This is a genomic window from Micromonospora sp. DSM 43699, from assembly GCF_055517075.1.
In genome coordinates, this window is record NZ_JBTMMT010000004.1 from 25,728 (window position 1) to 52,002 (window position 26,275).

A 26,275-nucleotide genomic window follows, 5' to 3' on the forward strand; every position below is an offset into this window, starting at 1 on the left:
GGACGTGATGAGGGGTGGTCTGGACGAGACACTGGCCCGGCTGGCCCGCCGTGAGGAGGCCCGCCGTCGCCGGTCGGCCGACCAGGACACGGAGGTCGACGACGACACGCCGACGCTGGCCTTCGAGGCGACCGGCCAGGCGCCCACGGCACCCGGGTGGCCCGGCCCGGCCCCGGCGGAACTGGCCCGGACCGGGCCGGGGTGGGCCGTACCGGCGGTGTCCGCCGTCAGCGGGTCCGACCCCGTGGAGGAGGTGGCCGAGGCGGTCCGTCGGGTGGTCGCCGCCCATCCCGGCCTGGCGGTGGTGCTGCGCGTCGAGTACGGCGGGCAGACGTACCCGCTGCGGGTGGAGCGGACGGACACCGGGGCCCGGAGCGGCCGGGCGGAGGCCGAGACGCGGGCCGCCGCCGACCCCCCGGTCACGCCACCGCCGGCCTGGCCGCTGGCGGACCGGACGCCACCGGCGTGGACGCCGGCGCGGGAGATGCCCGGCGTCGACCCGGCGGCCCGGCTGGCCGAGCTGATCCGACGCGACCCCACGCTGCTCGACAACGACGTCTGACCGGGTGTCCGCAGCAACGGGCGGCTACTGTCGGGCGATGCCCGAACCGGACCTGACCCTGACCGCCAGCCTGCGCCCGGCAGCGTTGGACGCCCGACGCGGCATCGTCCGGCTGCACCCGGAGGTGCTCACCGCCCTGGCGCTCCGTCCGGGTGACCCGGTCCGGCTGGCCGGTCGACGGGTCACCGCCGGGATCGTCGCGCCCGCCGAGCCGACCGCCAGCGCCGCCCTGCTCTACGCCGACGATCTCACCCTGGGCAACCTCGGCCTGCGCGACGGCGGTCAGGTGACGGTCGGCCCGATGCCGGTGACCCCGGCCCGGCGGGTGACCCTGACCGGCCCGGTGCCGGTCCTCGCCGCGGTGTCCCCGGAGATGCTCCGGCTCGCCCTGCTCGGCAAGGTGGTCACCGAGGGCGACAACGTCTCCCTGCTGCCCCAGGACGTCCTCCCCGACGCCTCGGTACGCGGCCTGGTCGAGGCCGCCCGCCGCAGCCTCGCCAACACCGTCGGGTACGCCTGGACGAGCACCCTGCTCACCGTGGTCGCCGCCGAACCGGCGACCGGTGCCCTGGTGACCATGGACACCGTGGTCGGCTGGGAACACGGCCAGGTCACCCACGGCTCCTCCGGCCCGGCCCGCCCGGACCGGGATCGGACCACCCGCACCGACGGTTCCTGGCCCGGCCGGGCGACCGGCACCCCCGCCGGCCCGACCGGCACCTCGGCGGATCCGGCGGCTGGTGGGCCACCGGCCGCAACTGTCGCCGGGGTGAACGACGAGGCGGTGGACGACCACGACGTGCCGCACGTGGACGAGCTGCCCGGGCTGCGCGGTCAGGCCGAGGAGTTGACCGAGCTGCTGGACCTGGGCTTCCACCACCGGGAGGTGCTGGGCCGGCTGGGCACCACTGTCTCGCTCGGCGTGTTGATCAGCGGGCCGGCCGGCTCGGGCAAGTCGGCGCTGGTGCGGGCGGTGGCGAAGGCGGTCAGGGCCCGGGTACGCCCGCTGTGGGCACCGGAACTCGCCGCGCTGACCAACGACGCGGCCGCCCGGCGGCTGCGTGCGGCCGCCGCCGAACTGGCCGACGGCGGGCCGGCGGTGCTGCTGGTCACCGACGTGGAGGCGCTGGCCCCGGCCGAGGACGCCGGGCCGCTGGCCACCGTCTTCCGGCAGGTGGTCGCCGGGGCCGTCCGATCGGGTACGGCGGTGGTGTGCACCACCTCCCGTCCGGAGTCGGTCGACCCGGGGTTGCGGGCGCCCGACCTGCTGTCGTTGCGGATCACCGTGCCGCTGCCCGATCCGGCGCTGCGCCGGGAGCAGTTGACCGTGCTGACCCGGCAGGTGCCGCTGGCCGAGGACGTCCGGCTCGACGAGGTGGCAGGTCGTACCCCCGGGTTCGTCGCCGCCGACCTGGCCGCGCTGGTCCGGGAGGCCGGTGTACGGGCGGCGCTGCGGCAGAAGACGGCCGAGACGCCGACGGTGGCGATGGCCGACTTCTCGGCGGCGCTGGAGGTGGTCCGGCCGACCACCATGGCGGCGTCCACCCTGGAGCTGGCCTCGGTCACCCTCGACGACGTCGGTGGGCTGGGTGAGGTGAAGCAGACCCTCACCGAGTCGGTGCTCTGGCCGCTTACCTACCCGGACACCTTCGCCCGGTTGGGGGTGCAGCCGCCCCGTGGGGTGCTGCTCTACGGGCCGCCGGGCTGCGGCAAGACCTACCTGGTGACCGCGCTGGCCGGGACCGGGCGGGCGAACGTGCTGTCGGTGAAGGGCGCCGAACTGCTCTCCAAGTGGGTCGGCGAGAGCGAGCGGGCGGTCCGCGAGCTGTTCCGCCGGGCCCGCGAGGCAGCGCCGACGCTTGTCTTCCTCGATGAGATGGACGCGCTGGCCCCGGTGCGTGGCCAGGCCACCGACGGCGGTACGACCGACCGGGTGGTGGCCGCGCTGCTGACCGAGCTGGACGGGGTGGAAGCGCTGCGCAACGTGGTGGTGGTCGGGGCGACCAACCGACCGGACCTGGTCGACCCGGCGCTGCTGCGCCCCGGCCGACTGGAACGGCTGGTGTACGTGCCGCCACCGGACGGGCCGGCCCGGGCGGAGATCCTGCGCGCCGCGTCCCGCGCCGTGCCGCTCGCCGAGGACGTCGACCTGGCCGCGCTCGGCGAGGAGCTGACCGGCTTCTCGGCGGCGGACTGCGCGGCGCTGGTGCGGGAGGCGGCGCTGGCCGCGATGCGGGAGTCGCTGTCCGCCGCCACGGTCACCGCCGTCCACGTCGCCACCGCCCGCCGCCGTGTCCGCCCGTCCCTGGATCCCGCGCAGGTCGCCTGGCTCGCCGCGTACGCGGACAAGCACGCGGGTTGACCTGCGCGTAGTTTCGGGCGGGTCCCGGCGTTCGGGCGTTCGGGCGTTCGGGCGTTCGGGCGTTCGGGCGTTCGGGCGTTCGGGCGTTCGGGCGGGTAGTCATAGGCCAGCAGGTCGCAGGATGCTTGGCCGGCCCGTCCGGGCGTGTCGCCGCGAACAAGTAGATGTTGCCGTGAGCGGTATGCCTGAGCGGCATGAATATGACAGCCAGGCATACCACTTACTGCGGGAAGCATAGGAGGGCAGCGACACGCCGCCACCGCACCACCAGACGCCGCCACCGCACCGTCGCACCGTCAGCGCACACCGCCACCGCACACCGCCGCACACCGCCACCGTCGGCACCGCGCCACCCGCACCGCCGGCGCACCCGATGAGGCCGGGTGCGGGCCACATCGAAGGGCCGAGGGATCAGCCGGCGACAGGCGGGGTCGCGTCGAGGGAGATTTCCGCGTACACCTTCTGGCCCTCATTGCGGAGTTTTGCACCGCAGTTACGCAACACCGCGACGGCCCCCAGGTTGTCCGGAGTGGTCTCCGCGACGACGGAGTGCATGCCGGCCGCCGCAGCGGCGTTCAGCAGTTCCCGCAGGGCCGCGGCGCCGAGCCCCTGCCCCCGTGCCGATCGCCCGAGCCACATCCCCGTCTCCACCACCCCGGGGGCGTCGCGGCGGGTCATCCGGACCATGCCGACCACCTCGCCGCCGACACACACAGCGAACATCAGGGTACGGGTCGGGCCGTCCAGGCCGCCGAAGCTGGCCCGGTGGAATTCCCGGAACGCCTCCCGGCGGGCGTGCGACCAGCCGGCGGGCGCCTCCACCGGTGGCATGACGTCACTCGGCTCGGCCTCAGCCGCCGCTACCGAGAGCAACGACTCCAGGTTTGCCTCGTCCACCGGCTCCAGCCGTACCGCGCCTGCCACGTGCCGCAGTCTGCCGCCCCTACCGGCGGTCGTCCACCCCTTTGGTGGGTGACTGGCGGTCTGGGCGGAGGTCTCGGCCGGTCGTCCCATCGCCGCCGGACATCTCACGCTCCGCTGTCAGGCCTAGGCCGCCCCGATGGGCCGTCGACACCGGTCCGCAGGCGTTCAGCGGCGTCGGTTGCGGGCCCGGGAGGCACGTAGCCGACGCAGCCGGCCGATCAGCAGTGGCTCGGCGGCCAGTGCGGCGGGGCGGTCGAGCAGGCCGTTGAGCAGTTGGTAGTAACGGGTGGCGGAGAGTCCGAAGGTGTCCCGGATGGCCTGCTCCTTGGCCCCGGCGTGCCGCCACCACTGCTGTTCGAAGGCGAGGATGCGCAACTCCCGCTCGGTCAACTCGTCGCCGCCGGTCGACGCCCGCTCACCGGTCCGCCCGTCGGCTCGCTCCTCGGTCCGCTCGGCATCCGAGGCCGGTCGGGGCGACGGCACCTGCGACGACGCGTCGGCCGGATCCGGCGACGGCTCGGACCGGCGTACGGCGTCGGCGGGCGGCATGGCGCTCCTCGGCAAGGGGGACGACCGGGCGGACCGGCCGGGGAACCCCAGCTTAACCAGGGCGGGTGACGCTCCGGCCAGGGCCGGAACGTCACCCGCCGCCGGGCGGCGGCCGGCTCAGGTGATGTCGCGCCGACGCATCATCCAGAACGCGGCGACCATCACCACGGCGGTGCCGATGCCGAAGACCAGCGCCGAGTCCTGCCAGGTCACTAGCATCTCCTTCGGGGTGCACTCGCCCTGGGCGAATTCACAGGAGCGGTAGTCGACCAGTTTCCACTGCTTCTGGAACCAGGCCAGCGCATAGGTGGAGAGCACCCAACGGTCCCCGAACCGGACCCCGGCGATGGTCAGGGCGATCCGGATGCCGATCTCGCTGATCACACCGACGCCGACGGCGACGCCGAGCGCCATCGAGGTGTGCCGGCCCAGCGAGGCCAGCGCGAAGGCCACCGCACCGACGGCGAGGATCAGCCCCAGCGCCCGTAGCCAGCTGATCCCGGTGGACTGCCAGACCCCGGAGGTGACCTTCGCGGTGGTCCCCCGGTGCGTGCCGATCAGCCAGAAGGCAAGCGTCCACAGCGCGCCCAGCACCACTGTCACCCCGGTCAGCATGGTGAACACGGCGGCCAGTTTGGTGCCGAGCACGACGAGCCGTTTCGGCCGCCACAGCAGCAGGTTCATCATCCCGCCGCTGCTCCATTCGGCCCCCACGAAGGAGGCGCCGATCAGGAAGGCGAACAGCGCCACCGCTCCGGCGAAGACGGCGACGAAGATCCCGAACTCGCCCCGGAAGTCGAACTGGTACGGCAGGTTCCACTTCGGGTCGAACATGTCCGCGGTGGGCTGCCAGTCCCGGCCGCAGTTCGGGCCGTACCGGTCCTCGGTCTGCTCGCCGCGGGCCTTGGCCGCCTCGCACTCGGTGATCGAGCGCTCCCAGTCCTTGACGGCCTCCCGGAAGTTGGCATCCGACTCGGCCTGCGCCTGGGCGATCACCGCCGGGGAGAGCTTGTGGCTGGAGAAGGTGAAGGCGGTGACGACGCCGGTCAGGCCGAGGACGAGCAGGACCAGCATGACCCGGGTGAGCCGGCGCTTGGCCAGCCGACGCAGTTCGGTGACGTACAGGCTCATGCGCCCCACCCTCCCGTGGTGCTGCCGGTGTGACCCGGCTCGTCGACCTTCGTGGACTCGTCGACCTGGCGGTGCTGGCCGGGGACCGGTGCGGTGGCGGTGATCTCCAGGAAGACGCTCTCCAGGTCCACCGCTACCGGGGCCAGTTCGCTGACGTACAGGTGCTGTTCGGCGAGGAGCCGGCTGACCGTGGCCGGCTTGTCGACGCCGGCCAGCATCAGGTGGTCGGGGTGGCGGGTGACCGCGACGCCGGCCCGGCCGAGCAGGTCGGCGGCGGCGGCGAGGTCTTCGGCGGCGTCCAGCCGCACCCGTACGCCACCGTGCGAGTGCTGGGCCAGCACCTGGTCCACCGGGCCGGCGGCGACCCGACGGCCCAGCGAGATGATGGTGACCTCGTCGCAGATGAGCTGGATCTCGCCGAGGATGTGGCTGGAGAGCACCACGGTCATCCCGGATTCGGCGAGGGTGCGCATCAGGGTGCGCATCTCCCGGATGCCGCCCGGGTCGAGACCGTTGGCCGGCTCGTCGAGGATCAGCAGCTTGGGGTTCTTGAGCAGGGCGGACGCGACGGCGAGCCGTTGCTTCATGCCGAGCGAGTACGTCTTGACCCGCTCGCCGGCCCGGTCCCGCAGCCCGACCAGTTCCAGCACCTCGTCGACCCGTACGGCGGGGACCTCGCCGGCCCCGGCCAGCAGGGACAGCGTGTCCCGGGCGGTGAAGTGCGGGAAGAACTGCGGGCTCTCCACGATCGCGCCGACCTGACCGGCGACGTTGGGCAGCGCGGCGGGCACCTCGTGGCCGAGGATCGCCATCCGCCCGCCGTCCGGCCGGATCAGCCCGAGCAGGGTGCGCAGCGTGGTGGTCTTCCCCGACCCGTTGGGGCCGAGGAAGCCGTGCACCTGCCCGGCCTCCACCCGCATGTCGAACCCGTCCAGCGCGTTGCGGACACCACGCCGACGGCTCTTGTACGTCTTACGTAGACCTTCGATCTCCAGGACAGCCGACAAGCTGCGCCTCCCCCGATGGTGGGCTATGACAGCGGACACCATACTCGGTATGCCCGCCATGGCAATACCCGGTATGCATCGGCGTTCGGATCACTACCGACGGTGTATCAACGAGCCACTCAGGCGCAGACGACGGCCACGCCTGCGGCGCGGAACGCGTCGACCAGCTCGGGGGCCGCCCCGGAGTCGGTCACCAGGGTCTCCACCCGTTCCACCGGACAGATCCGGGCGAACGCGTGACCGCCCAGCTTGGACGAGTCCGCGATGATCACCACCCGCTTGGCCCGCGCCACCATCAGGTTGTTCATCGCCGCCTCCCCCTCGTGGTGGGCGGCGGCACCCAGCTGGGGATCGAGCGCGTCCACGCCCAACAGGGCGACGTCCAGGGTGACCTCGCGCAGCAGCGCCCCGCCGAGCGGCCCGACCAGTTCGAACGACTTCGGCCGCACCACACCCCCGGCGACCACGACCTTCATCCGCGAGCGCACCAGCAGCTCGTTGGCGATGTTCAGGGCGTTGGTGACCACGGTGAGCTGGGCACCCTCGGCGTTGGTGTTCAGATCCGGCCGGACGGCCAGGGCACGGGCCACCTCGGTGCTGGTGGTGCCGCCGTTGAGACCGACCACGGTGCCGGGGGAGACGAGCGCGGCGGCGGCGGCGCCGATCCGCTGCTTCTCCGCCGAGTGCTTGGCCGTCTTGTACCGCAGCGGCAGGTCGTACGAGACGCCGTTGGCGACCGCGCCACCCCGGGTCCGGGTGATCATCTGCTGCTGGGCGAGCTGGTCGAAATCGCGTCGGATGGTGGCCTGGGAGACGTCCAGCCGCTCGGCGGCCTCCTCGACGCTGACCCGGCCGCTGCCGGTGAGCATCTCGAGCAGAGCGTTCCACCTGGCGTACCGGTCCACGTGGAGCCTCCGATGACTCTGCCCGAACGGTGATTGATTGCGTGCACAGTAGTGCGCGAAACTGGCGGTGCGCAAAGCCCTGCTCTGCGCGATCCGGGGGCAGGTTGCCACACCGGCCTCGATTCGCGCAGAATAACGCGCGAAAGACGGTGGTAATGAGCCGTATTGCGCACCTCCCTCCCCTGTGCGAGGAGTTCACATGGCGTACGTCGACGCGGAGATCGCCAGCCAGCCCGACTGCTGGCGGGAGGCGGCCCGGCTGGCCGACACCGTCGCCACCGGCCTCCCCCGACCCGGCGAGCGGGTCGCCGTCGTCGGTTGCGGCACGTCGTGGTTCATGGCGATGGCGTACGCCGGGCTGCGCGAGCGGGCCGGTCACGGCGAGACCGACGCCTTCCAGGCCAGCGAGTTCCCCACCGACCGTCGCTACGACCGGCTGATCGCGATCACCCGCTCCGGCACCACCACCGAGGTCCTCGACCTGCTCGCCGCGCTGCGCGGCCGGACACCCACCACCGTCCTGGTCGGCGACCCCGACTCGCCCGCCGGCACGCTTGCCGACACGGCCGTGCCGATGCCCTTCGCCGACGAGCGTTCGGTGGTGCAGACCCGGTTCGCCACCACCGCCCTGGCGCTGCTCCGCGCCCACCTCGGCGACAACGTCGAGGCGCTGGCCGCCGACGCCGAGGTCGCCGTCCGGGCCCCGCTGCCGCTCGACCCGGCCCGCATCGACCAGGCCACCTTCCTCGGTCGCGGCTGGACCGTCGGGCTGGCCCAGGAGGCCGCGTTGAAGTGCCGCGAGGCGGCCACCTTCTGGGCCGAGGCGTACCCGGCGATGGACTACCGGCACGGCCCCATCTCGATCGCCGCACCCGGCCGACTGGTCTGGGCGTTCGGGGAACTGCCCGACGGTCTGCCGGAGGACGTGGCGGCCACCGGGGCCGCGTTCGTGCACAGCCGGCACCACGGATGCCACACCGTGCTGGGCAGTTGGGCGGCCGGCCGGACCCCGGTCGACCCGATGGCCGACCTGATCCTGGCCCAGCGCTTCGCGGTGGCCCTGGCGACCAGCCGCGGCCTGGACCCGGACGCGCCCCGACACCTGACCCGCTCAGTGGTGCTGGCATGACCGACGGGCCGGGCGACGGCGAACACCTCGTCGTCGCGCTGGACGTCGGTGGGACCGGGATGAAGTGCGCCCTGGTCCGCCCGGACGGCAGCGTGGCGTACACCGAACGCCACCCGACCGACGCCGGACGCGGCCCGGACGCCGTGGTGGAGACCGTCCTGACCGTCGCCGGAGGGCTGGCCGACAAGGCGCGTGCCGCCGGATCGACCCCGGTGGCCTGCGGCGTCGCCGTACCCGGGGTGGTCGACGAGGCCGCCGGGGTGGCGGTCTGGTCGGCGAATGTCGGCTTCCGGGACGTACCGCTGCGGGAACTGGTGGCGGCGCGGCTCGGGCTGCCGGCGGTGCTCGGCCACGACGTGCGGGTGGGCGGGATCGCCGAGGCCCGGCTCGGTGCCGGCCGGGACGCCCGGCACGTGCTCTTCGTCGCGATCGGCACCGGCATCGCCGCCGCGCACGTGGTCGCCGGGTCGGCCGCCGTCGGCGCGCACGGTGCGGCCGGCGAGATCGGCCACATCCTGGTACGCCCCTACGGCCCGCGCTGCGGCTGCGGTCGGCCCGGCTGCCTGGAAGCCGTCTCGTCCGCCTCGGCCATCGCCCGCCGCTACGCGGAACTGGACGACGGAACGACGCAGGCCGGCCCGCCCGGAGTCGGCACGGCAGCACCTCCGGCCGGCGCGGCAACGCGCCCGGCCGGTACGGCGGTGAGCGCGGCCGAGGTGGCCGGGCGGGCGGCGGCCGGTGAGGAACTGGCCGGCCGGGTGTGGCGGGAGGCCGTCGAGGCGCTGGCCGACGGGCTCGCCACCGGGCAGGCCCTCTACGACGTGGACACCATGGTCATCGGCGGCGGTCTGGCCCGGGCCGGCGAGCAACTGCTCGGCCCGCTCCGCGCGGCCCTGCACGAACGGATGACCTTCCATCGGGAGCCGCGCCTGGTCGCGGCGGCCCTCGGCGACGAGGCCGGCTGCCTCGGTGCCGCCCTGCTCGCCCTCGACAGTCTGGAGAGACGATGACCCAGCGGGTGACCGGCAAGGTGGTGACCCCGACCGGCGTGGTCCGGCAGGGGTGCGTGGAGCTGGACGGCGAGCGGATCACCGCCGTCGCCGAGTACCCCGCCAAGCGCGACGGGCACTGGATCGTGCCGGGCTTCGTGGACATGCACACCCACGGCGGGGGCGGGCACACCTTCACCGCCGGCGACGCCGACGCCGCCCGCGAGGCCGCCGCGTTCCACGGGCGCCACGGCACCACCACCCTGCTGGCCAGCCTGGTCAGCGCCCCGTTCGACCTGATGCGGGCGGCCACCGCCGCGTTCGCGCCGCTGGTCCGGGAGGGCGTGCTGGCGGGCGTCCACTTCGAGGGGCCGTACCTGTCGAAGATCCGGTGCGGCGCGCAGAACCCGGAATTCCTCCGCGACCCGTCCACCGACGAGCTCACCCGACTCCTAGAGGAGGGGGCGGGGACGGTACGCATGGTCACCCTGGCACCCGAGCGCCCCGGTGCCCTGGACGCGATCAAGCTGCTCACCTCACACGGTGTGGTCGCCGCCGTCGGCCACACCGACGCCACCTGGGAGCAGACCCGGGCCGCGGTCTCGGCGGGGGCGAGCGTCGGCACCCACCTGTTCAACGGGATGCGCCCGCTGCACCACCGCGAGCCCGGCCCGGTGGTGGCCCTGCTGGAGGCCCCGAACGTGGTCTGTGAACTGGTCGCCGACGGGGTGCACCTGCACGACGGGATGCTCACCTTCGCCACCGGCGTCGCCGGCCCGGAACGGATCGCACTGATCACCGACGCGATGGCCGCCGCCGGCATGCCCGACGGCGAGTACGAGCTGGGTGGCCAGCAGGTAGCCGTGGCCGACGGGGTGGCCCGCCTGACCCGGGACGGGGCAATCGCCGGCAGCACCCTCACCATGGACGCCGCACTGCGGCACGCCGTATCCGCCGGGATCCCGATCGCCGACGCGGCACGGATGGTCGCCACCACCCCGGCCCGGGCCATCGGCCTGCGTGACCGGGTGGGTGCCCTCCAGGCGGGCCTCCGCGCCGACCTGGTGGTGCTCGACGACGAGCTGAACGTGGTCCGGGTGATGCGCGCCGGCACCTGGCTCGACTGAAACCTGTCCCGCCCCGACCCGGCCATGTCCTAGCCCAGCTCAACCTCATCCGGTCCGGTCCGGCTCGGTCCGGTCCGGCTCGGTCCGGCTCGGTCCGGTCCGGCTCGGTCCGGTGCGGCTCGGCTCTCAACCGTCCGCGCGATGAACAACACAGACGTGCAGACCCACAACCACCCATTATGTGCCATGCGCGTCCTTTAGAGCTGATGACGTTAACGAGTCACGGGCGCGCCCGCGCGACCTCGGCCGAGGCTGGCGGGTCGCGGCAACCGGCGGGGAGCAGGCGGCCGGCAACGGTGCGCGGACTACGGCGGTGAGTAGCGACCGCGACCGGACGAAGGCGGGAACCGGACGAAGGCGGGAATTGGCGGCAGAGTGATCAGGGGAGCCCGTACGAGCCCGCACATACCCCTGATCGCTCGCCACGTGGAAACGCAACACCGTTGCGTTAGGTGGAACGGCTGTTCGTCGACCAGCGCTGCCTCGCCGATCATGGAGTTGTGGTGGGTGACAGAACGCCCGTAAAGCCCCCAAGGTCGGCACCACCACTCCATGATCGCCAAGCGGGCCCACCCCGCTCCCCGATCGGGCACTTCCTGTCCCGGGTTGACCAGCCGCCCACGGCGTTTTAACGCAACGGTGTTGCGTTAAAACGTGCCCCGGATGCGCGGTGAAGCATCCTGATTCGTTTACGTCATCAGGTCCAAAGGATGCGCATGGCAGGTCCTACCTGCGGTTTCCTGGGCCTGGAGCGGACCGCGGGGTCGTCACGGTGCGTGGGCCAGGCACCGGCGAGAGCCCACCTGGTCCGGAGGCGCGCGGGCCCCGCTACGCACGGGCCACGCGACGGGCGGGCCACGCGACGGGCGGGCCACGCGACGGGCGGGCCACGCGACGGGCGGGCCACGCGACGGGGGGGCCAGAAGAAGGCAGGCCGGGAAGAATGCAGGCCGGGAAGAAGGGCAGGCCGGGAAGAATGCAGGTCAGGCGGTGGGGACCTCGACACCCAGGACAGCCTGCTCGTCGGGGCGGTGCACCAGCACGTCGGACAGGTACGACTGCACCGCCGGGCCCATCCCCACGTCCCGACGGGCCCGCTCGGAGAGCAGCCACTTGTGCTCGATGATCTGCGCGAAGATCTCCTGCGGTTCCAGTTTGTGCCGCAGGTGGGCGGGGACCGCCCGGACGACCGGCTCGAAGACCTCGGTCAGCCAGCGGTGCGCGGCCTGCTGCTCGTCGGTCAGGTCGCTCTCCACCCGGTAGGCGTCCAGGTCGTTGAGGAGCCGGCGGGCCTGGTTCTCCTCGGCGTCCAACCCGGTGAGCCGGATCAGCCGTCGGGTGTGGTAGCCGGCGTCGACGACCTTCGGGCGGACCAGGTAACGCCCGTCGTCGACCGTCGACAGGGCCACCTCGGCCACGTCGAAACCCAGGTCGTTGAGGCGGCGGATCCGGCCCTCGATGTCGTGCCGGGCCTCCCGCTCGATCTGCTGCTCGTAGGTGATCTCGTGCCAGAGCCGCTCGTAGCGCTGCACGACCTCCTCGCAGACCACCTCCGGGTCGATCGACTCGTGCAGCAGCCCGGCAGCCTGGAGGTCCAGCGCCTCGCCGAAGATGTTGACCCGGGCGATCTCCAGGTCCTCGCCGCGCTGCCCGTTGGACAACGAGCGGTGCAGCGCACCGGTCTCGGCATCGACCAGGTAGGCGGCGAATGCCCCGGCGTCGCGCCGGAACAGGGTGTTGGACAGTGAGCAGTCGCCCCAGAAGAAGCCGGTCAGGTGCATCCGGACCAGCAGCACGGCGAGGGCGTCGAGCAGCCGGCCCATCGTCTCCGGGCGCAGCGTGCGGGAGAACAGCGCCCGGTAGGGCAGCGAGAACTGGAGGTGCCGGGTGATCAGCACCGGGTCCAGCGGGGTGCCGTCGTCGGCCTGTCGGTCGGCCACGATCGCGATCGCCTCCACCGACGGGAAGTCGATCCGTTCCAGCGCCCGCAACAGGTCGTACTCGCGTTCGGCGACCCGCTCCCCGGTCTCCTTGACGGCGTACACGTAGTCGCCGAGGCGGACGAATCGGACGATGTGCCGGGAGATGCCCTGTGGCAGCGCCACCAGGTGCCGGGCGGGCCACTCCTCCAGCGGGGTCGACCAGGGAAGGTCGAGCAGCGCCGGGTCGACGAGGGCCGAGGTGATCCGCACGGGGACAAGTGTGCCGGGTGCCCCCGGCATGCGCCTCCCTTCGTGGTTCGACACACATCGACCCCGGCCCGCGAGACCCCCGGCCGCGCCACGCCGGACCACGGGCCGCGCCACGCCGGACCACGGGCCGCGCCACCACGGCCGCCGGGTCGCACCACGCCAGACCCCGGCCGCGCCACCACGGCCACAGGGGTCGGCCGGTAGCGTGATCGCGTGCGGGAGACCACCACGACGGTACGCGACGGAGCACGGCTCAGGCCGGTCCGCCCGGCCGGCTGGTGGTACGACCTGGTGCTGTTCGCCGCCCTGGTCGGCCTGACCGTGGCCCTCGCCACCGGCCACCTCTTCGGCGTCGACCGGGCGGTCGCCGACTGGGCGGACGCGCACCGGCCGACCACCGCGTACTGGATCGCCAGGGCGCTCAACCTGCTCGGCCAGGGCAGCCCGTTGACGATGTCGGCCGCCGCCCTGGGGGTGCTGCTGGCCGTCCGGCTCCGTTCGGTCCGTCCACTGCTGCCTCCCGTGGTCGCCTTCGTGCTCACCCTGCTGACCATCGGCCCGCTCAAGGTGTGGACGGCCCGCCCGGCCCCCACCGCGAGCGTCAAGGAACCGTTCCTGCCGCCGGAACAGACCCTGCCGCTGTTCCAGCACGACCTGCCGGTCGGCTACGCCCAGTCGTACCCGTCGGGGCACGTGGCCAACGCGATCGTCTGGTACGGGGTGCTCGCCCTGCTGCTCGCCCCGCTGCTGCGTACCGTCGGCCGGCGGATGCCCCGGCCGCTGGTCACCGCCGTCCGGGTGGTGCCGCCGGTGGTGGTCCTGTGCACCACCACCTACCTGGGCTGGCACTGGCTGACCGACTCGGTGGCGGGGCTACTGCTCGGCCTCCTGCTAGATCGGCTGCTGCGTCGGATCCCCTGGGACGAGCTGCCGTTGCCGGGCCGGTTGCGCGCCTGGGACCGCCCGTTCACCTCCGACCCGGGCCGGTCGCACGATGAGAGCCGCCCGTTCACCTCCGACCCGTAACCTGCCGTGGTGGATCGACTGAGCCGGCGGTTGGGCGTACCCGATGCGGTGGTCGTCGGGCTCGGCGCGATGCTCGGTGCGGGCGTCTTCGTGGTCTTCGCCCCGGCTGCCGCCGCAGCCGGTGGCAGCGGACTGCTCGTGGCGCTGGCGCTGGCCGGGTTCATCGCCTACTGCAACGCGACCAGCTCGGCCCGGTTGGCGGCCCGCTACCCGGAATCCGGCGGCAGCTACGTCTACGGCCGGGAACGCCTCGGCCCGTTCGCCGGCTTCCTCGCCGGCTGGGGGTTCGTGGTCGGCAAGACGGCGAGCTGCGCGGCGATGGCGCTGACCATCGGGGCGTACCTGTGGCCGGGGCAGGCCCGGCTGGTCGCGGTCGGCGCGGTGCTCGCGGTGACCGCGGTGAACCTGCGCGGCGTCACCCGGACGGTCGCCGCCACGAAGGTGCTCGTGGTCGTGGTGCTGGCGGTGCTGGCCCTGGTCGCGGTGACCGGCCTGGCCGCCGGGGAGGTCCGGCTCGACCGGCTCGCCGAGGGCGCCGGCCCGGCCCGGGGCGTGCTGACCGCCGCCGGGCTGCTCTTCTTCGCCTTCGCCGGGTACGCCCGGATCGCCACCCTCGGCGAGGAGGTCCGCGACCCGGCCCGCACGATCCCCCGGGCGGTGCCGCTGGCCCTCGGCGTGGTGCTGGCGGTCTACCTGGTCCTGGCGGTGGTCGCGGTCGGTGTGCTCGGCCCCGACCGGCTGGCCGCGTCCGCCGCGCCACTGGCCGACGTGGTGACCGTCGCCGGGCTGCCCGGCCTGGCCTGGGTGGTCCGGGCCGGCGCGACGGTGGCGGTGACCGGGGTGCTGCTCTCGCTGCTCGCCGGGGTGGGCCGGACCCTGCTGGCGATGGCCCGCCGCCGGGACGTGCCGGGCGCGCTGGCCGCCGTGCACCCGGTCCGCCAGGTCCCGCACCGGGCCGAGCTGGCGGTGGCCGCCGTGGTAGTCGCGGTGGTGGCGCTCGGCGACGTACGCGGGGCGATCGGCTTCTCCAGCTGCACCGTGCTTGTCTACTACGCGATCACCAACGCCGCCGCACTGACCCTGGGCCGGGATCCGACCCGACGGCTGCCCGTCCGGGCGCTCGCCGTGCTGGGGCTGGTCGGCTGCCTGCTGCTCGCGGTCAGCCTGCCGACCACCAGCGTCCTCGCCGGTTTCGGCGTGCTCGCCCTCGGCGCGCTCTGGTACGCCCTCCGCCACCTCCGCTAGTCACTCCTGCGGATCCCGCGACGTCGGTACGCCGGCGGGCGGCGGGACAGCCGGCGGCGGGGGCGGGGTGGTCTCCCGGAGCAGGGCGCTCAGCCCGGCCCGCCGGGCGACCACTGTCAGTCGGTCCCCCGCCGTGATCACCATCCGGGGGTCGGCCGTCCAGTCGGTCTTCTGCCCGGGCCGGGAGTGGGCCAGCAGGCGTACCTCGCCGGGGCGGGCCACCGCGGCGAGCGGACGGCCGTCCAGTGCGGCACCGGCCACCACCGGCACCTCCACCACCAGCAGGGCGTGCCGGTCGACCGGGATGGTGGCGATCACCGCCCGGTCCAGCAGCGCGGCGGCGAACGACGGCGCGGCCAGGTAGGACACGCTGCGCGAGATGCCGATGCCGAAGGCCCGCTGGATCCGCTCGGCGAAGTCGCCGTCGAAGAGCCGCAGCACCACCCGCAGCTCCGGGTTGAGCGCCCGGCCGTTGAGCGCGGCCCGCAGGTTGACCCCGTCGTCGGTGGAGACCACCACGAGCGCCTGGCAGTGCTCCACCGAGGCCGAACGCAGCGTCTCCTCACGGGCCGCGTCCCCGACGATCAGGGGCACGTCCAGCCGTCGGGCCAGCGCCGCACCGCGCGCCTCGGCACTCCGGTCGATCGCCACCACCTCGACGCCGAAGTCGTGCAGCTGGGCCATCACCCGGGTACCGATGTTGCCCAGCCCGACGACCACCACGTGCCCGGCGCGTTCCGGCTGGATCCGGCCGGCGTGCAGGGCCAGCCGGGCGTTGACGATCCCGTCGACCACCACGGCGGTGATCAGCGGGATCAGCGCCAGCCCGGCCAGGTTGAGCACCACCTGCATGATCTGGGCGGCGGCCGGTTTGGCGACGTCCGGGTCCTGGCCGCTGAGCGTGGTGACCAGGGTCAGGTAGAGCGCCTCCGTCCAGCTCACCTCGACCGCGCGGGCGTTCAGCCAGCCGAGCAGGGCGATCACCCCGAGCAGGGTGAGCACCGCGATGCCGATCTTGCGGGTGGCGAAGCTGCGGACCGCCCGGAGCAGCACCGCGAGGGGTTGCCGGCGACGCCGGGCCCGGACCAGCCGGCGGGCCGCCAGCTCGGTGCCGGCCGGCTGGCCGGTCGCCTCGGCGAGCACCACGTCGGCGGCCTTCTCGTCGGCGGGCAGCACCCGGACCACCTCCGGGTCGGTGGTGACGGCCAGCCCGCAGACCACGTCGGCGGGGCGGACGTCACCCCGGCGGGCCACGTAGAGGGTACGACCGCCGTGCCGGAAGTGGGTCGGGGCGACCTCGCCGAGGGCGGCGGCGACGAACGCCGGGGCGGCCATCGAGGCGTCGGAGAGGACGGCCGAGTCGGGGAAGAGTTGCCGCAGACCGTTGGCGAGGCTGGTGTTGAACATCCGGACCACCAGGCGCAACCGGGGTTCGACCTCCTGCGCGCAGAGCGCGGCGTGCATGTTGCCCACGTCGTCCTGGTGCAGCAGGGCCAGGCCGTCCGCCCCGGCCAGGCCGGCCCGGCGGAAGGTGGCCTCGTCGAGCCGGTCGGCCCGGATCACCTGCACGCCGTCGACGTCCCGCCCGTCGGGGCCCTCCGAGCGGCGGCGCTCCGGCACGACCAGGGTGATCCGGACCCGGCCCTGGGCCAGCTCGGTGCCGAGCAGCGCCCGGACCACCCAGTACGTCAACGGGTCGTTGCCGCAGACCACGTAGTGCGGACGGGAGTCGCCGTTCATCCGCAACCGCCAGCCGGTCGCGCGCCGGGCACGGTCCCGCAGGGGTTCGGCCATGCCCGGATGGTAGTCAGCCGGTCGCAGCGGACGCAGCCCTGGTAATCGCGCGGGGTGATCGCGAGCAGGCATGTCGGACCCGGTGGTGGGTAGAGCAGCGCCGTGCAGACGTTCCTGCCGTACCCGGATTTCCTGGCCAGCGCGCGGGTCCTCGACCAGCGCCGGCTGGGCAAACAGCGGGTGGAGGCGATCCAGGTGCTGCGCGGGCTGACCCGGCCGGGCTACGGCTGGCGCCACCACCCGGCGGTGAAGATGTGGGCCGGTTACGAGGAGGCCTTGACCCGGTACGGGTTGGACGTGTGCGCGGTGTGGTGTGCACCGGGTCGGGCGGACACCTGCGCGGCGACCCTGGTCACCGACCTGACCGCCGCCCGGGGCACCGGTCGGGTACGCAGCCAGGCCGAACTGGCCGCCGCCGGTGAGCTACCGCCCTGGCTGGGCCGCGACGACCTGCACCTGAGCCATCGGTCCTCGCTGCTGCGCAAGGATCCGGACCACTACCGCCCCAGGTTCGGCGACATCCCGTCCGACCTGGAGTACGTCTGGCCCCCATCCGACCGTGCCCCGCTCGCCGCCGGGCGACCCGCCGACGCTCCCGCCGGGCGACCCGCCGACGCCTCCGCTGGCGGTGGCGGACCTGCCTGACAGGGCCGGATCGAGCCTGGTCAGGCAGACTGGAGGCCCCTCGGGTCGGAAGGTGCACATGGCGCTGTCGCAGAAGCTGGGTCGACTCATCGGCGTACGCGAGCACGAGGTGGACCCGGGCGGCGGTGGTGCCCCCCGGGTGGCCCGGCCGACCACGGCCGTGGTGGTGGGTGGCGGGATCGCCGGCATGTCGGCGGCGGTGGTGCTCGCCGAACGCGGGGTGGACGTCACCGTGCTGGAGGCCGCGCCGACGCTTGGCGGCCGGCTCGGCGCGTGGCCGGAGGCGCTCGCCGACGGCAGCCAGGTCAACGAGCACGGCTTCCACGCGTTCTTCAGGCAGTACTACAACTGGCGGTCGATCCTGCGGCGGGTCGATCCGACGCTCGGTTTCCTCAAGCCGATCCCCGGCTACCCGATCCTGTCCGCGCAGTGGCCCACCGAGGAGTTCGGCAGGCTGCCCCCGGCCCCGCCGGCCAACCTGCTGGCGCTACTGCTGCGCAGCCCCAGCCTGCGCCTGACCGACCTGCGCCGGATGGACCGGGACGCCGCGTTGCCGCTGCTCAGCTACGACCCGGTGCGCACCTACGCCGAGTTCGACGACACCACCGCCGACGCGCTGCTCGCCTCGCTGAAACTGCCGGACCGGGCGCGGGCGATGCTGTTCGAGGTCTTCTCGCACTCGTTCTTCAACCACGAGACCGAGATGTCGGCCGCCGAGATGATCGCCCAGTTCCACTTCTATCTGCTGGGCAACCCGGAGGGGTTGGCGTTCGACTGCCCCGACGAGGACTACGCCACGGCGATCTGGCAGCCGCTGACCCGGTACGTGGAGAAGCACGGCGGTCGGGTGCGCACCGGGGTCGCCGCCGCCCGGCTGGACCGGGGGTCGGACGGCTGGCGGGTCACCGATGCCGACGGCACGTCGTACCCCGCCGGGCACGTGGTGCTGGCCGTCGACCCGCCGGCGCTGGCCGCGCTGGTCACCGCCTCCCCCGGCCTGGTCGCGGCGGCGCCCGGGCTGGTGGCGCGGATGCCCGCGTTCGGTCGGCCCGGCCCGCCGTACGCGGTGGCGCGGTACTGGCTCGACGGGGACGTCCGGGCCGACCGGGCGGTGTTCAGCGGGGTGTCCCGCCAGCCCACCCTGGACTCGGTGACCCTCTACCACCGGCTGGAGAACGAGTCCCGGCGGTGGGCGCAGCGCACCGGCGGCGCGGTGGTGGAGCTGCACGCGTACGCCTGCGACGAGGGGGTGCCGGCCGGGGAACTGGCCGAACGGATGCGCACCGAACTGGTCACGCTCTGGCCGGAGGTCGCCGGACTGGGGGTGCGGGAGCTGCGCGCCCGGGTCGAGGCGCAGGCTCCGGCGTTCACCCCGGGCAGCCACCCCGGCCGACCCGGGGTACGCACCGACGCCGACGGCCTCTATCTGGCCGGGGACGGCATCGGCACCGACTTCCCCAGCGCGTTGATGGAGCGGTCGGCGGCGACCGGGATCATCGCCGCCAACCACATCCTGCGCGCCGAGGGGGCCGCCGCCGAACCGGTCCGCTCCATCCGCCCCCGGGGGCTGCTCGCCGGCCGGTAGCGGGTTCACTCGCCGGCCGGTAGCGCCGGGGCCGGACTGGGTGCCGCCTGCGGACGCGCCGCACTGGAAGCTGCTCGCCGAGGACTCGGTCTATTTCCTGCCGGAACCCGAAGGCCCAGCGGTACTCGAGCATCGATCTCGAACAGGTCGACCGCACCCCGGTCACCTACTGCCAGCCGGATCCTGGCGAGCCGACGGTGGTCAACTACGTCCGGATCGACCACAACCGCTACCAGGCGACGCCGGCCTCGGTCGACGTCACCGTCTGGTCGGTCCGCTCGTAGCCGTGCTCCGTGGGCGCGCTACGGCAGGGTGGCGGTGGCGCGCATCGAAATGCGTTGCCCGCCTGCGTCGCCGCGCCTACCGTGATCCACGCAAGGTCAACCAGTCGAATCGGGAGCACGCCCATGACGTCGCCGCACCTCACCAGCGCGTGGTCGACGCTACCCATCGACGGTTGCCGAGCCGAACACCCCTGGGACGGGACCCCCGACTGACGCGTGCCCTTCGCGCCGGCCGCCCGTCCCATCCGAGGACCGGGCGGCCTTCGTCGTCCGGGCCGCCACGCGGGCCCGGCGGCGGGTTCGTCCCGGCCGGCTCCACTGCGGCCGGGCGACCTCGCCGACCGGTCCGATCGACCACCGACCGCGAAGGGAGAGCCCGGTGGACGCCGTCCTCGTCATCAACGCCGACCTCGGCCCGCTGCACCGGGTCACCGTCCAACACGCGATCCGGATGCTGTGCCGCCGGGTCGCCGAGATCCACGAGGCCGAGCCGGACCGGGTGATCGGGGTCTTCCCCGTCCCCCGGGTGGTCCGCCTCGTCCGGTACGTCGTCACCCGCTGGCGGTTCAGCGCCGGTCCGGCCTGGTCCCGGGCCGGGGTACTGCGCCGCGACGGTGGGCGGTGCGCGTACTGCGGCGGGTCGGCCGGCACCGTCGACCACGTGCTGCCCCGCTCGCGCGGCGGTCGGAACAGCTGGCGGAACACCACCGCCGCCTGCTACGGGTGCAACCAGCGCAAGGGGGACCGGACGCCGGCCGAGGCCGGCATGCCGCTGCGCCGGGAGCCGGCGACGCCGACCTGGGCGAGCCTCGCCGGGCGGTGACGGGACCGGCCGGCGGGCACAGGGGGTCGCGTCGGGGTACGCCCCGGCGCGACGCCCGCCGGCCCCCGGCACTCCGACGAACCGCCCACCGGCCCCGCCACTCCCACGCGCCGCCCTTCGACTCACCATCGCGGATGTAGTGGTATCCGCCCCGCCCCGTTACCACTACATCGGTGCTGGTGCGACCTGCCGCCGGTGGCAGCCGGGCGGCCGACGGTCAGCGGGCGGCCAACGGTCAGTGGGCGGCCGACGGGGACCAGGGAAAGTCGGGCGTACGGCGTTCGTGGTGGGCGGCGACCCCCTCGCGGGCCTCGCCGCTGTCCCGCGCCTTCCGGTGCCACCAGGCGATCCGGGCCGGGCTGGCCCGGTCGTCGACGATCTCCTTGGCGGCGGCGATGCTGAGCTGGGAGCGGGCGGCGATGGCGGCGGTGATCGCGGTGACCCGGCCGGGCAGGTCGTCGGCCACCTCGTCGGCCAAGCCGACCCGCAACGCCCGTTCGGCGTCGATCAGCTCGGCGGTGAAGAGCAGGAACTTGGCCGTGGACGGGCCGACGAGCCGGGTCAACCGCCGGGTGGTGGGTGCCGGGTAGACCAGCCCGAGCCGGGCCGGCGGCACCCCGAACCGGGCGTCCGGGGCGACGATCCGCAGGTCGCAGGCGACCGCGAGCAGACAACCACCGCCCACGCAGGGGCCCTGCACCGCCGCGACTGTGGGCTTGGCGAAAGCGGCCAGCCGCTCCTCGGCGGCGACCGCGATGCCCGCGTCCCCGTTCGCGTCCAGCAGCTCGTCCAGGTCACCGAGGTCGGCACCGGCGCAGAACGCCCCGTCGGCACCGGTGAGCACCAGTGCGCGGACGGCCGGGTCGGCCTCCAGCCCGTCCAGCAGCACAGGCAGCCGTCGCCACATGTCCGGGGTCATCGCGTTGCGCCGGGCCGGGTTCCGGATCGTCACCGTCGCCACCGCGCCGGTCACCTCGACGGTCAGCTCCGCATCCGACACCGCCACCACCTCTCTCGTCGCCGCACCGGCACGTGCCGGGCGGGGGCGGCGACCATAACGGCGCGGGCCCGGCGACCACCCACGAGGGGTGGCCGCCGGGCCGCCGACGCAGGGATCAGGTCAGGAGACGTCGAGCGCGGTGTCGTCGACCACGAACGACGTCCGCAGCGAGGCGTCCTCGGTGCCGGTGAACTTGAGGGTCACGCTCTGGCCGGCGTACGCGGCCAGCGAGAACGAGCGCTGGGTGTAGCCGGCGGCCTTGTTCAGGTTCGAGTAGGTCGCCAGGGTCGCCAGCACGGTGCCTGAGGAGTTGAGCACCTGCACCGTCAGCTTGTCGTACGCGGTGGTGGTGGTGACCTCCACCGAGTCGATGTGCAGCCAGAAGCTGAAGTTGTACGACGCGCAGCCGGCCGGCAGGCTCACCGACTGGGTGAGCGTCTCGGTGAGGGTCCGGCCGGTGCCGCCCAGCCAGGCGTTCCAGGTGCCACCGTGGGTGGGCTGGCTGGCGCCGTTCTGCCCGATGACGCCCGAGCTGGCCGCCCAGACCGTGTTGCCGGACTCGAAGCCGGGGTTGCCCAGCAGCTGGCCGGCGGTGCAGCTGCCACCGACGCTGCTCACGGTCAGCGTGTAGCTCGCCGAGTGGGCCACCGCGCCGGTGCCGGTGACCGTCACCGGGTAGCTGCCGGCCGGGGTGCCGGCCGAGGTGGCGATGGTCAGGGTCGACGCGGCGCCCGAGGTCACCGAGGCCGGGCTGAACGACGCGGTCGCGCCGGTCGGCAGGCCGGACGCGGAGAACGTCACGGTCTGCGCGGTACCGCTGGTGGTCGCGGTGGCCACGGTGGTGGCGACCGACCCGCCCGCGGTCACCGAGCCGGAGGTCGGGGAGAGCGAGACGGAGAAGTCGTTGCCGGTCGAGGAGCACGGGGCGTCGCTGCCGGACACCGCCACCGCGGTCCACGCCGCCTGGACGGCCTTGTACTCAGTGGAGCAGCTGCCGTACAGGTCGGTGGCCGCCTTGAGGCTGTAGGCGCGGGCGGTGTTCGCCGGGGTGCTGGTGTTGACGTACGACGTGTTGGAGGTGAAGTACACGTCCAGTGCGCGGAACCAGATCTTCTCGGCCTTCTCCCGACCGATCCCGGTCACCGCCGCAGCGGAGCCGCAGACCGGCGAGGTGCCGTACGACGTGGCGCCGGTGCCCTCGGCGAGGTCGAAGAAGAAGTGGTTGCCGACGCCGGAGGAGTAGTGCACGTCCTTGTTCTTGGTGCTGGTGGTCCAGCAGGAGTCGGACGAGCCGTCCAGCGACGGGTTGTACATGTAGCGCAGCGGAGTGCCGTTGCCGTTGATGTTGATCTTCTCGCCGACCTGGTAGTCGCCCGGATCGCTCGGCGCGGCGGCGTAGAACTCCACCATGTTGCCGAAGATGTCGCTGGTGGCCTCGTTGAGGCCGCCAGACTCGCCGGAGTAGACCAGACCGGAGACGGCCTCGGTGACGCCGTGGCTCATCTCGTGGCCGGCCACGTCGAGGGAGACCAGCGGGCGGGCGTTGCTGGCACCGTCGCCGTAGGTCATCTGGGCGCCGTCCCAGAAGGCGTTGATGTAGTTCCGGCCGTAGTGCACCCGGCTCGGCACGCCCGTGCCGTTGCCGAAGATGCCGTTGCGGCCGTGCACGTTCTTGAAGTAGTCGAACGTCTTGGCCGCCCCGAAGTGGGCGTCGACCCCGGCGGACTGCCGGTTGGCGTTGGTGCCGTCGCCCCAGGCGTTGTCGGCGTCGGTGAAGGTGGTGCAGGTGGAGGTGCCGTTGTTCATGTCGCAGGTGCGGCCGTTGCCGTGCGACGGGTCGATCATCTGGTACGTGCTGCCGGAAAGCGTGGTGTCGATGCTGACCGTGCCGGTGTAGATGCCCTGGCCGCTGCCGACCACCGACTCGATCTCGTCGTGCGAGCCGGTGACCCGGCCGGTGCTGGCGTCGGTCACGACGTGCAGCTTCGACGGGGTCTGTCCGTCGGCCTTCCAGCCGGACAACACGGTCTCCCAGGCGAGCCGGCCCTTGCCGGAGGTGGCGTCGACGAAGAGCTCCGGTGCGCCCACCTCGGTGATCGTGCCGGAGAACGCCTTGCGCGCCATCGCCTTGGCCGCCGCCGGGGAGATCTTGGCGGTGGTGCCGAGGGTGAGCGGAGCGGCCAGGCCGACCGAGGTGCCGGCGAGGGTGCCGTCGGGCGCGGTGTGGATGACGAAGTCACCGCCGTGGACCCGCAACCCCTGGTAGGTCCGGGTGTACCGGGTGTGCGCCGCGCCGTTGGCGTCGACCTTGGTACGGACCGCCTGGTAGGCCTCTCCGCTGGTGCCCTGCACCGCACCCGGGTTGCTGCGCAGCAGGCTCTCGGCGCGGGCGGCAGGGGCGGTGTCGGGGGCGGCGGGGGCCGCGTGCGCTGTGGTGGCGACGCAGGTCAGCAGTCCGCTGGTGAGCAGAGCTGCGCTGACGGCGGCGAGGGGTCTTTTCACGTGCCCTCCTGGCAAGGGAAAGATGTGACGGGGGTGGTCACGCATGTAGATATAGCGATACATCGAAGAAAAGAGAAGGGGTGGAGCAATTCCATGACACGACACTGCCCGAACGGGGGATGGGTGTTACTGAGGGAACCGACCGGTGTCGATGCGCGTCCCATCAGGATGAGAGCATCCGCCCTGGTCCTGATCAAGATCTCGATCACCGTCAGCCTGTTGACCGGCTGCTCAGCGACCGACCCGGGCAGACCTGCGCCGTCGCCCGTCACCCCCACCGGCACGGCCGGCACCGCCGCCTCGACCCCCACTGCCGTCCCGACCGCCACTGCCGCCTCGACCCCCACTGCCGGCGACGCCACCGCGAACGGCACCGAGGCGGCGGAACCCGCCCCCGCCCGGATCACCCTGACCCGCTCCGGCGGCTTCGCCGGAAACCGTGACACGGTGACCGTCGAGCCCGACGGTCGCTGGAGCACGACCGACCGGTCCGGCACGGCGCGTACCGGCCGACTCACCCCGGCTCAGCTCGACCGGCTCCGGGCGCTCACCGGCCCGGCCACCCGCAGCAGCGGCGGCGGCCCACCCGATGCCCGCTGCGCGGACACCTTCACCTACCGGCTGACCGTCGGAACGCGCAGCGTCGACTGGACCGACTGCCCGGACGGTCCCCAGCCGCCGGCCGCCGCGCCCGAACTGGCCACCCTCCTGCTGAAGACCACCGCGACCGGCTGACCACGGTCGCGGTGGGCGTCAGGCTTCCGGACGGTGCAGATCGGATAACCTACCCGCTCCGATTCCTGCGAGGAGCGTTGTGCCGAAGAGACGACCCGCCGGTCCGCGTCGACCAACCGTCCTGACCGGTCTGCACACCCGGTTCGGCCTGGCCGGGGCGCGTCGGCGGTTCGGCCTGGCCGGGGCGCTGCCGGCCGTGACCGCCACCGTCCTGGCCGCCGGTTGCGCGGTGTCCGACGTCGGACGGCCGGCGGCCCCTGCCCCGACCCCGGCCGCCCGGACGCTGCGGACCCCGGACACCCTGCTGGGCCTGCCCCGCTCCGGTGCCCCGCTGCCGGCCGGGCTGCCCCGGTTCCGGCTGAACGAGCTGACCCGGGAGGCCGCCCCCGCCACCAGCACCGTCGAGGGGACGTACAGCCGGGGGCGACCGGCTCCCGAGACGATCATGGTGAGCGCCGTCTCGGGCACGATCGCCGACCCGCAGGCCACCCTGGCCCGGCTGCTGAAGCCGTACCAGATTCCCAAGCCCAGGACGGTCGAGTTCGGGCGGTTCGGCGGCGAGGCCCGGTGCGGGCGGGGACGTACCGCCGACGAGGGTCACCTCACCGCCTGCGCCTGGGCCGACCCGGAGGTCGCCGGCGTGGTGGTCTTCCTGACCGCGACCAAGCAGCCCGACCGCAAGGAGGACTTCCTCACCGTCCGGGACGAACTGGAACGGCCCACCGGCTGACCGGCCGGCCACACCCTCCGGCGGTGGACCACCTGGAACCCGCTGCCACGCGGCCCGCACCGGGGCCGCCACGGTCACGCCGCGCCGTCACCCCGCGACGGGGTCCCCGCCCTCATCCGACCACCCGGAAACGCTCGGCCACGGCGGAGGTGTCGTCGTCCACCCGGAAACCGGCGTCACCGAGCCAGCCGAGGTAGTCCGACCCGTGCCAGAACTCCTCGTGGCCGGCCCGCCAGGCAGCCACCGAGTCGTACCCCTCCCCCTCGTCCCGGGCATGGTCGAGGTCGATGTCCCCGAGCCGGACCACGCGGACCTCGATCACCTCGATCACCGCGACCGGGCGGTCGGCGGAGTCGACCACCACCGCCCGGTCACCCACGGCGGGCAGCGGCTCGCCGTCGCGCTCGTAGTCCTGGAGCAGGCCGGTGGTGGAGGTCTTCTCCCCGCTGAGCACGGCGGCCACGAGTTGGTCGCGCAGCGGACCGGGAAAGGCGAACTCGCACTTCGGCAGATCGGGGAGGCTCGGCGTGGTCACCGGGCGACGGTAGCCCGGCGACCACACCCCGCACACCCCGGTTTCGCGGCGACGCCGCGTCAGCTCCGAGGAAACATCTGGCCGATCCGGATCCGGTTGCCGAACGGGTCGCGGATGCCGAAGTCGATGCCGTACGGACGCTCGGTCGGCTCGTCGGTGATGTCGACCCCCTTGCCGACCAGATCCTCGTACGTCTTGTGGGCGTCGTCGGTGGTGATGCTCAGCCACCCGCCGATCGCGCCCTTGGTCAGCAGTTCCCGGACCTGCTCGGCGGTCGCCGGGTCCAGCGCCGGCGGGCCGGGCTTCTCCAGCAGCACCTCCCGCTGCGGGTCGCCGGGCACGTTGACCGTCAGCCACCGCATGAAGCCCAGATCCTGGTCGGTGTTGACCTCGAAACCCAGCTTGCCGACGTAGAAGTCGAGCGCCTCGTCCTGGTCGAGGACGTAGAGCTGGGAACGGGTGATCGCGTTCATCGTCATGCCGGGAACGCTATG

At 73.4% G+C, this 26,275-nt stretch carries 23 protein-coding genes; 12 read left to right on the forward strand and 11 right to left on the reverse strand.

All coding sequences use genetic code 11. From position 1 onward, the window contains the following. The first annotated feature begins 7 nt into the window (after positions 1–7). Positions 8–562 carry a hypothetical protein gene (locus tag AC0AIB_RS03595; protein ID WP_465096005.1) on the forward strand — a complete coding sequence of 185 codons (555 nt, stop codon included), beginning with the start codon at positions 8–10 and terminating at the stop codon, positions 560–562. A gap of 37 nt (positions 563–599) precedes the next feature. Then, positions 600–2,924 carry an AAA family ATPase gene (locus AC0AIB_RS03600; protein ID WP_465096006.1) on the forward strand — a complete coding sequence of 775 codons (2,325 nt, stop codon included), beginning with the start codon at positions 600–602 and terminating at the stop codon, positions 2,922–2,924. Between the two features lie 411 nt (positions 2,925–3,335). Here the strand turns inward: AC0AIB_RS03600 and AC0AIB_RS03605 are convergent, their stop codons facing one another. The 5 genes from AC0AIB_RS03605 to AC0AIB_RS03625 all read right to left on the reverse strand — a co-directional run bounded on the left by AC0AIB_RS03605 (position 3,336) and on the right by AC0AIB_RS03625 (position 7,440). Continuing rightward, positions 3,336–3,848, reverse strand: a complete 513-nt coding sequence (locus AC0AIB_RS03605; protein WP_465096007.1) for a GNAT family N-acetyltransferase — start codon at positions 3,846–3,848, stop codon at positions 3,336–3,338. A gap of 165 nt (positions 3,849–4,013) precedes the next feature. After that, complete coding sequence (locus AC0AIB_RS03610) at positions 4,014–4,397, reverse strand: DUF3263 domain-containing protein (RefSeq protein ID WP_465096008.1); 384 nt, start codon at positions 4,395–4,397, stop codon at positions 4,014–4,016. 117 nt (positions 4,398–4,514) lie between these two features. Continuing rightward, positions 4,515–5,528: an ABC transporter permease subunit gene (locus AC0AIB_RS03615; protein WP_328342437.1), complete on the reverse strand. Its 1,014-nt coding sequence runs from the start codon at positions 5,526–5,528 to the stop codon at positions 4,515–4,517. Further along, entirely contained in the window at positions 5,525–6,535 is a 1,011-nt protein-coding gene (locus tag AC0AIB_RS03620) for an ABC transporter ATP-binding protein (RefSeq protein WP_328342435.1), read from the reverse strand. The genes AC0AIB_RS03615 and AC0AIB_RS03620 overlap by 4 nt, the downstream gene beginning before the upstream one ends. 119 nt (positions 6,536–6,654) lie before the next feature. Continuing rightward, positions 6,655–7,440: a DeoR/GlpR family DNA-binding transcription regulator gene (locus tag AC0AIB_RS03625; RefSeq protein ID WP_328342433.1), complete on the reverse strand. Its 786-nt coding sequence runs from the start codon at positions 7,438–7,440 to the stop codon at positions 6,655–6,657. Positions 7,441–7,639: 199 nt separating this feature from the next. On the opposite strand from AC0AIB_RS03625, the gene AC0AIB_RS03630 reads away from it, so the two are divergent. Genes AC0AIB_RS03630 through nagA form a run of 3 tightly spaced genes read left to right on the forward strand, consistent with a single transcriptional unit; the run spans position 7,640 to position 10,685 of the window. Next, entirely contained in the window at positions 7,640–8,569 is a 930-nt protein-coding gene (locus tag AC0AIB_RS03630; RefSeq protein WP_328342431.1) for an SIS domain-containing protein, read from the forward strand. Next, positions 8,566–9,579, forward strand: coding sequence for an ROK family protein (locus tag AC0AIB_RS03635; RefSeq protein ID WP_328342429.1), 1,014 nt, complete (start codon positions 8,566–8,568; stop codon positions 9,577–9,579). Before AC0AIB_RS03630 ends, AC0AIB_RS03635 begins: the two co-directional genes overlap by 4 nt. Continuing rightward, the gene (nagA, locus tag AC0AIB_RS03640) at positions 9,576–10,685 is read left to right on the forward strand and encodes an N-acetylglucosamine-6-phosphate deacetylase (RefSeq protein ID WP_328342427.1); all 1,110 of its coding nucleotides are present in this window, start codon (positions 9,576–9,578) and stop codon (positions 10,683–10,685) included. Before AC0AIB_RS03635 ends, nagA begins: the two co-directional genes overlap by 4 nt. A 983-nt stretch (positions 10,686–11,668) precedes the next feature. On the opposite strand, the gene AC0AIB_RS03645 is transcribed toward nagA, so the two are convergent. Beyond that, the gene (locus AC0AIB_RS03645; protein ID WP_442930608.1) at positions 11,669–12,931 is read right to left on the reverse strand and encodes a DUF4032 domain-containing protein; all 1,263 of its coding nucleotides are present in this window, start codon (positions 12,929–12,931) and stop codon (positions 11,669–11,671) included. 159 nt (positions 12,932–13,090) lie between these two features. Here AC0AIB_RS03645 and AC0AIB_RS03650 point away from each other — a divergent pair, with 159 nt between their 5' ends. Together AC0AIB_RS03650 and AC0AIB_RS03655 are read left to right on the forward strand one after the other, a co-directional pair. Further along, positions 13,091–13,903, forward strand: coding sequence for a phosphatase PAP2 family protein (locus AC0AIB_RS03650; protein WP_465096009.1), 813 nt, complete (start codon positions 13,091–13,093; stop codon positions 13,901–13,903). Positions 13,904–13,912: 9 nt separating this feature from the next. Further along, positions 13,913–15,148 (forward strand): APC family permease, encoded by a 1,236-nt coding sequence (locus tag AC0AIB_RS03655; protein WP_328342420.1) that lies wholly within the window; start codon positions 13,913–13,915, stop codon positions 15,146–15,148. Here the strand turns inward: AC0AIB_RS03655 and AC0AIB_RS03660 are convergent, their stop codons facing one another. Further along, entirely contained in the window at positions 15,149–16,942 is a 1,794-nt protein-coding gene (locus tag AC0AIB_RS03660) for an NAD-binding protein (protein WP_328342419.1), read from the reverse strand. A gap of 102 nt (positions 16,943–17,044) precedes the next feature. Between AC0AIB_RS03660 and AC0AIB_RS03665 the strand changes: the two genes are divergently transcribed. The 3 genes from AC0AIB_RS03665 (at position 17,045) to AC0AIB_RS03675 (ending at position 20,279) form a co-directional block, all read left to right on the forward strand. Next, on the forward strand, positions 17,045–17,587 hold the full coding sequence (locus AC0AIB_RS03665; RefSeq protein WP_465096010.1) for an MSMEG_6728 family protein: 543 nt from the start codon (positions 17,045–17,047) through the stop codon (positions 17,585–17,587). 58 nt (positions 17,588–17,645) lie between these two features. Continuing rightward, complete coding sequence (locus tag AC0AIB_RS03670) at positions 17,646–19,172, forward strand: FAD-dependent oxidoreductase (protein ID WP_465096011.1); 1,527 nt, start codon at positions 17,646–17,648, stop codon at positions 19,170–19,172. A gap of 663 nt (positions 19,173–19,835) precedes the next feature. Beyond that, a complete protein-coding gene (locus AC0AIB_RS03675) occupies positions 19,836–20,279 on the forward strand; it encodes an HNH endonuclease (RefSeq protein WP_465096012.1) in 444 nt (147 codons plus the stop codon). Between the two features lie 235 nt (positions 20,280–20,514). On the opposite strand, the gene AC0AIB_RS03680 is transcribed toward AC0AIB_RS03675, so the two are convergent. Then, a complete protein-coding gene (locus AC0AIB_RS03680; RefSeq protein ID WP_328342414.1) occupies positions 20,515–21,285 on the reverse strand; it encodes an enoyl-CoA hydratase/isomerase family protein in 771 nt (256 codons plus the stop codon). A gap of 114 nt (positions 21,286–21,399) precedes the next feature. Then, positions 21,400–23,781, reverse strand: coding sequence for a M4 family metallopeptidase (locus tag AC0AIB_RS03685; RefSeq protein ID WP_465096013.1), 2,382 nt, complete (start codon positions 23,779–23,781; stop codon positions 21,400–21,402). A 168-nt stretch (positions 23,782–23,949) separates the two neighbouring features. On the opposite strand from AC0AIB_RS03685, the gene AC0AIB_RS03690 reads away from it, so the two are divergent. Further along, positions 23,950–24,516, forward strand: coding sequence for a hypothetical protein (locus AC0AIB_RS03690; protein WP_328342411.1), 567 nt, complete (start codon positions 23,950–23,952; stop codon positions 24,514–24,516). Positions 24,517–24,595: 79 nt separating this feature from the next. Continuing rightward, positions 24,596–25,246: a hypothetical protein gene (locus tag AC0AIB_RS03695; protein WP_465096014.1), complete on the forward strand. Its 651-nt coding sequence runs from the start codon at positions 24,596–24,598 to the stop codon at positions 25,244–25,246. A gap of 112 nt (positions 25,247–25,358) precedes the next feature. Here AC0AIB_RS03695 and AC0AIB_RS03700 read toward each other — a convergent pair whose 3' ends face one another. Both AC0AIB_RS03700 and AC0AIB_RS03705 read right to left on the reverse strand, forming a co-directional pair. Beyond that, complete coding sequence (locus AC0AIB_RS03700) at positions 25,359–25,781, reverse strand: ASCH domain-containing protein (protein WP_328342409.1); 423 nt, start codon at positions 25,779–25,781, stop codon at positions 25,359–25,361. A gap of 59 nt (positions 25,782–25,840) precedes the next feature. Then, complete coding sequence (locus AC0AIB_RS03705; protein ID WP_328342407.1) at positions 25,841–26,260, reverse strand: VOC family protein; 420 nt, start codon at positions 26,258–26,260, stop codon at positions 25,841–25,843. Positions 26,261–26,275: the final 15 nt, after the last annotated feature.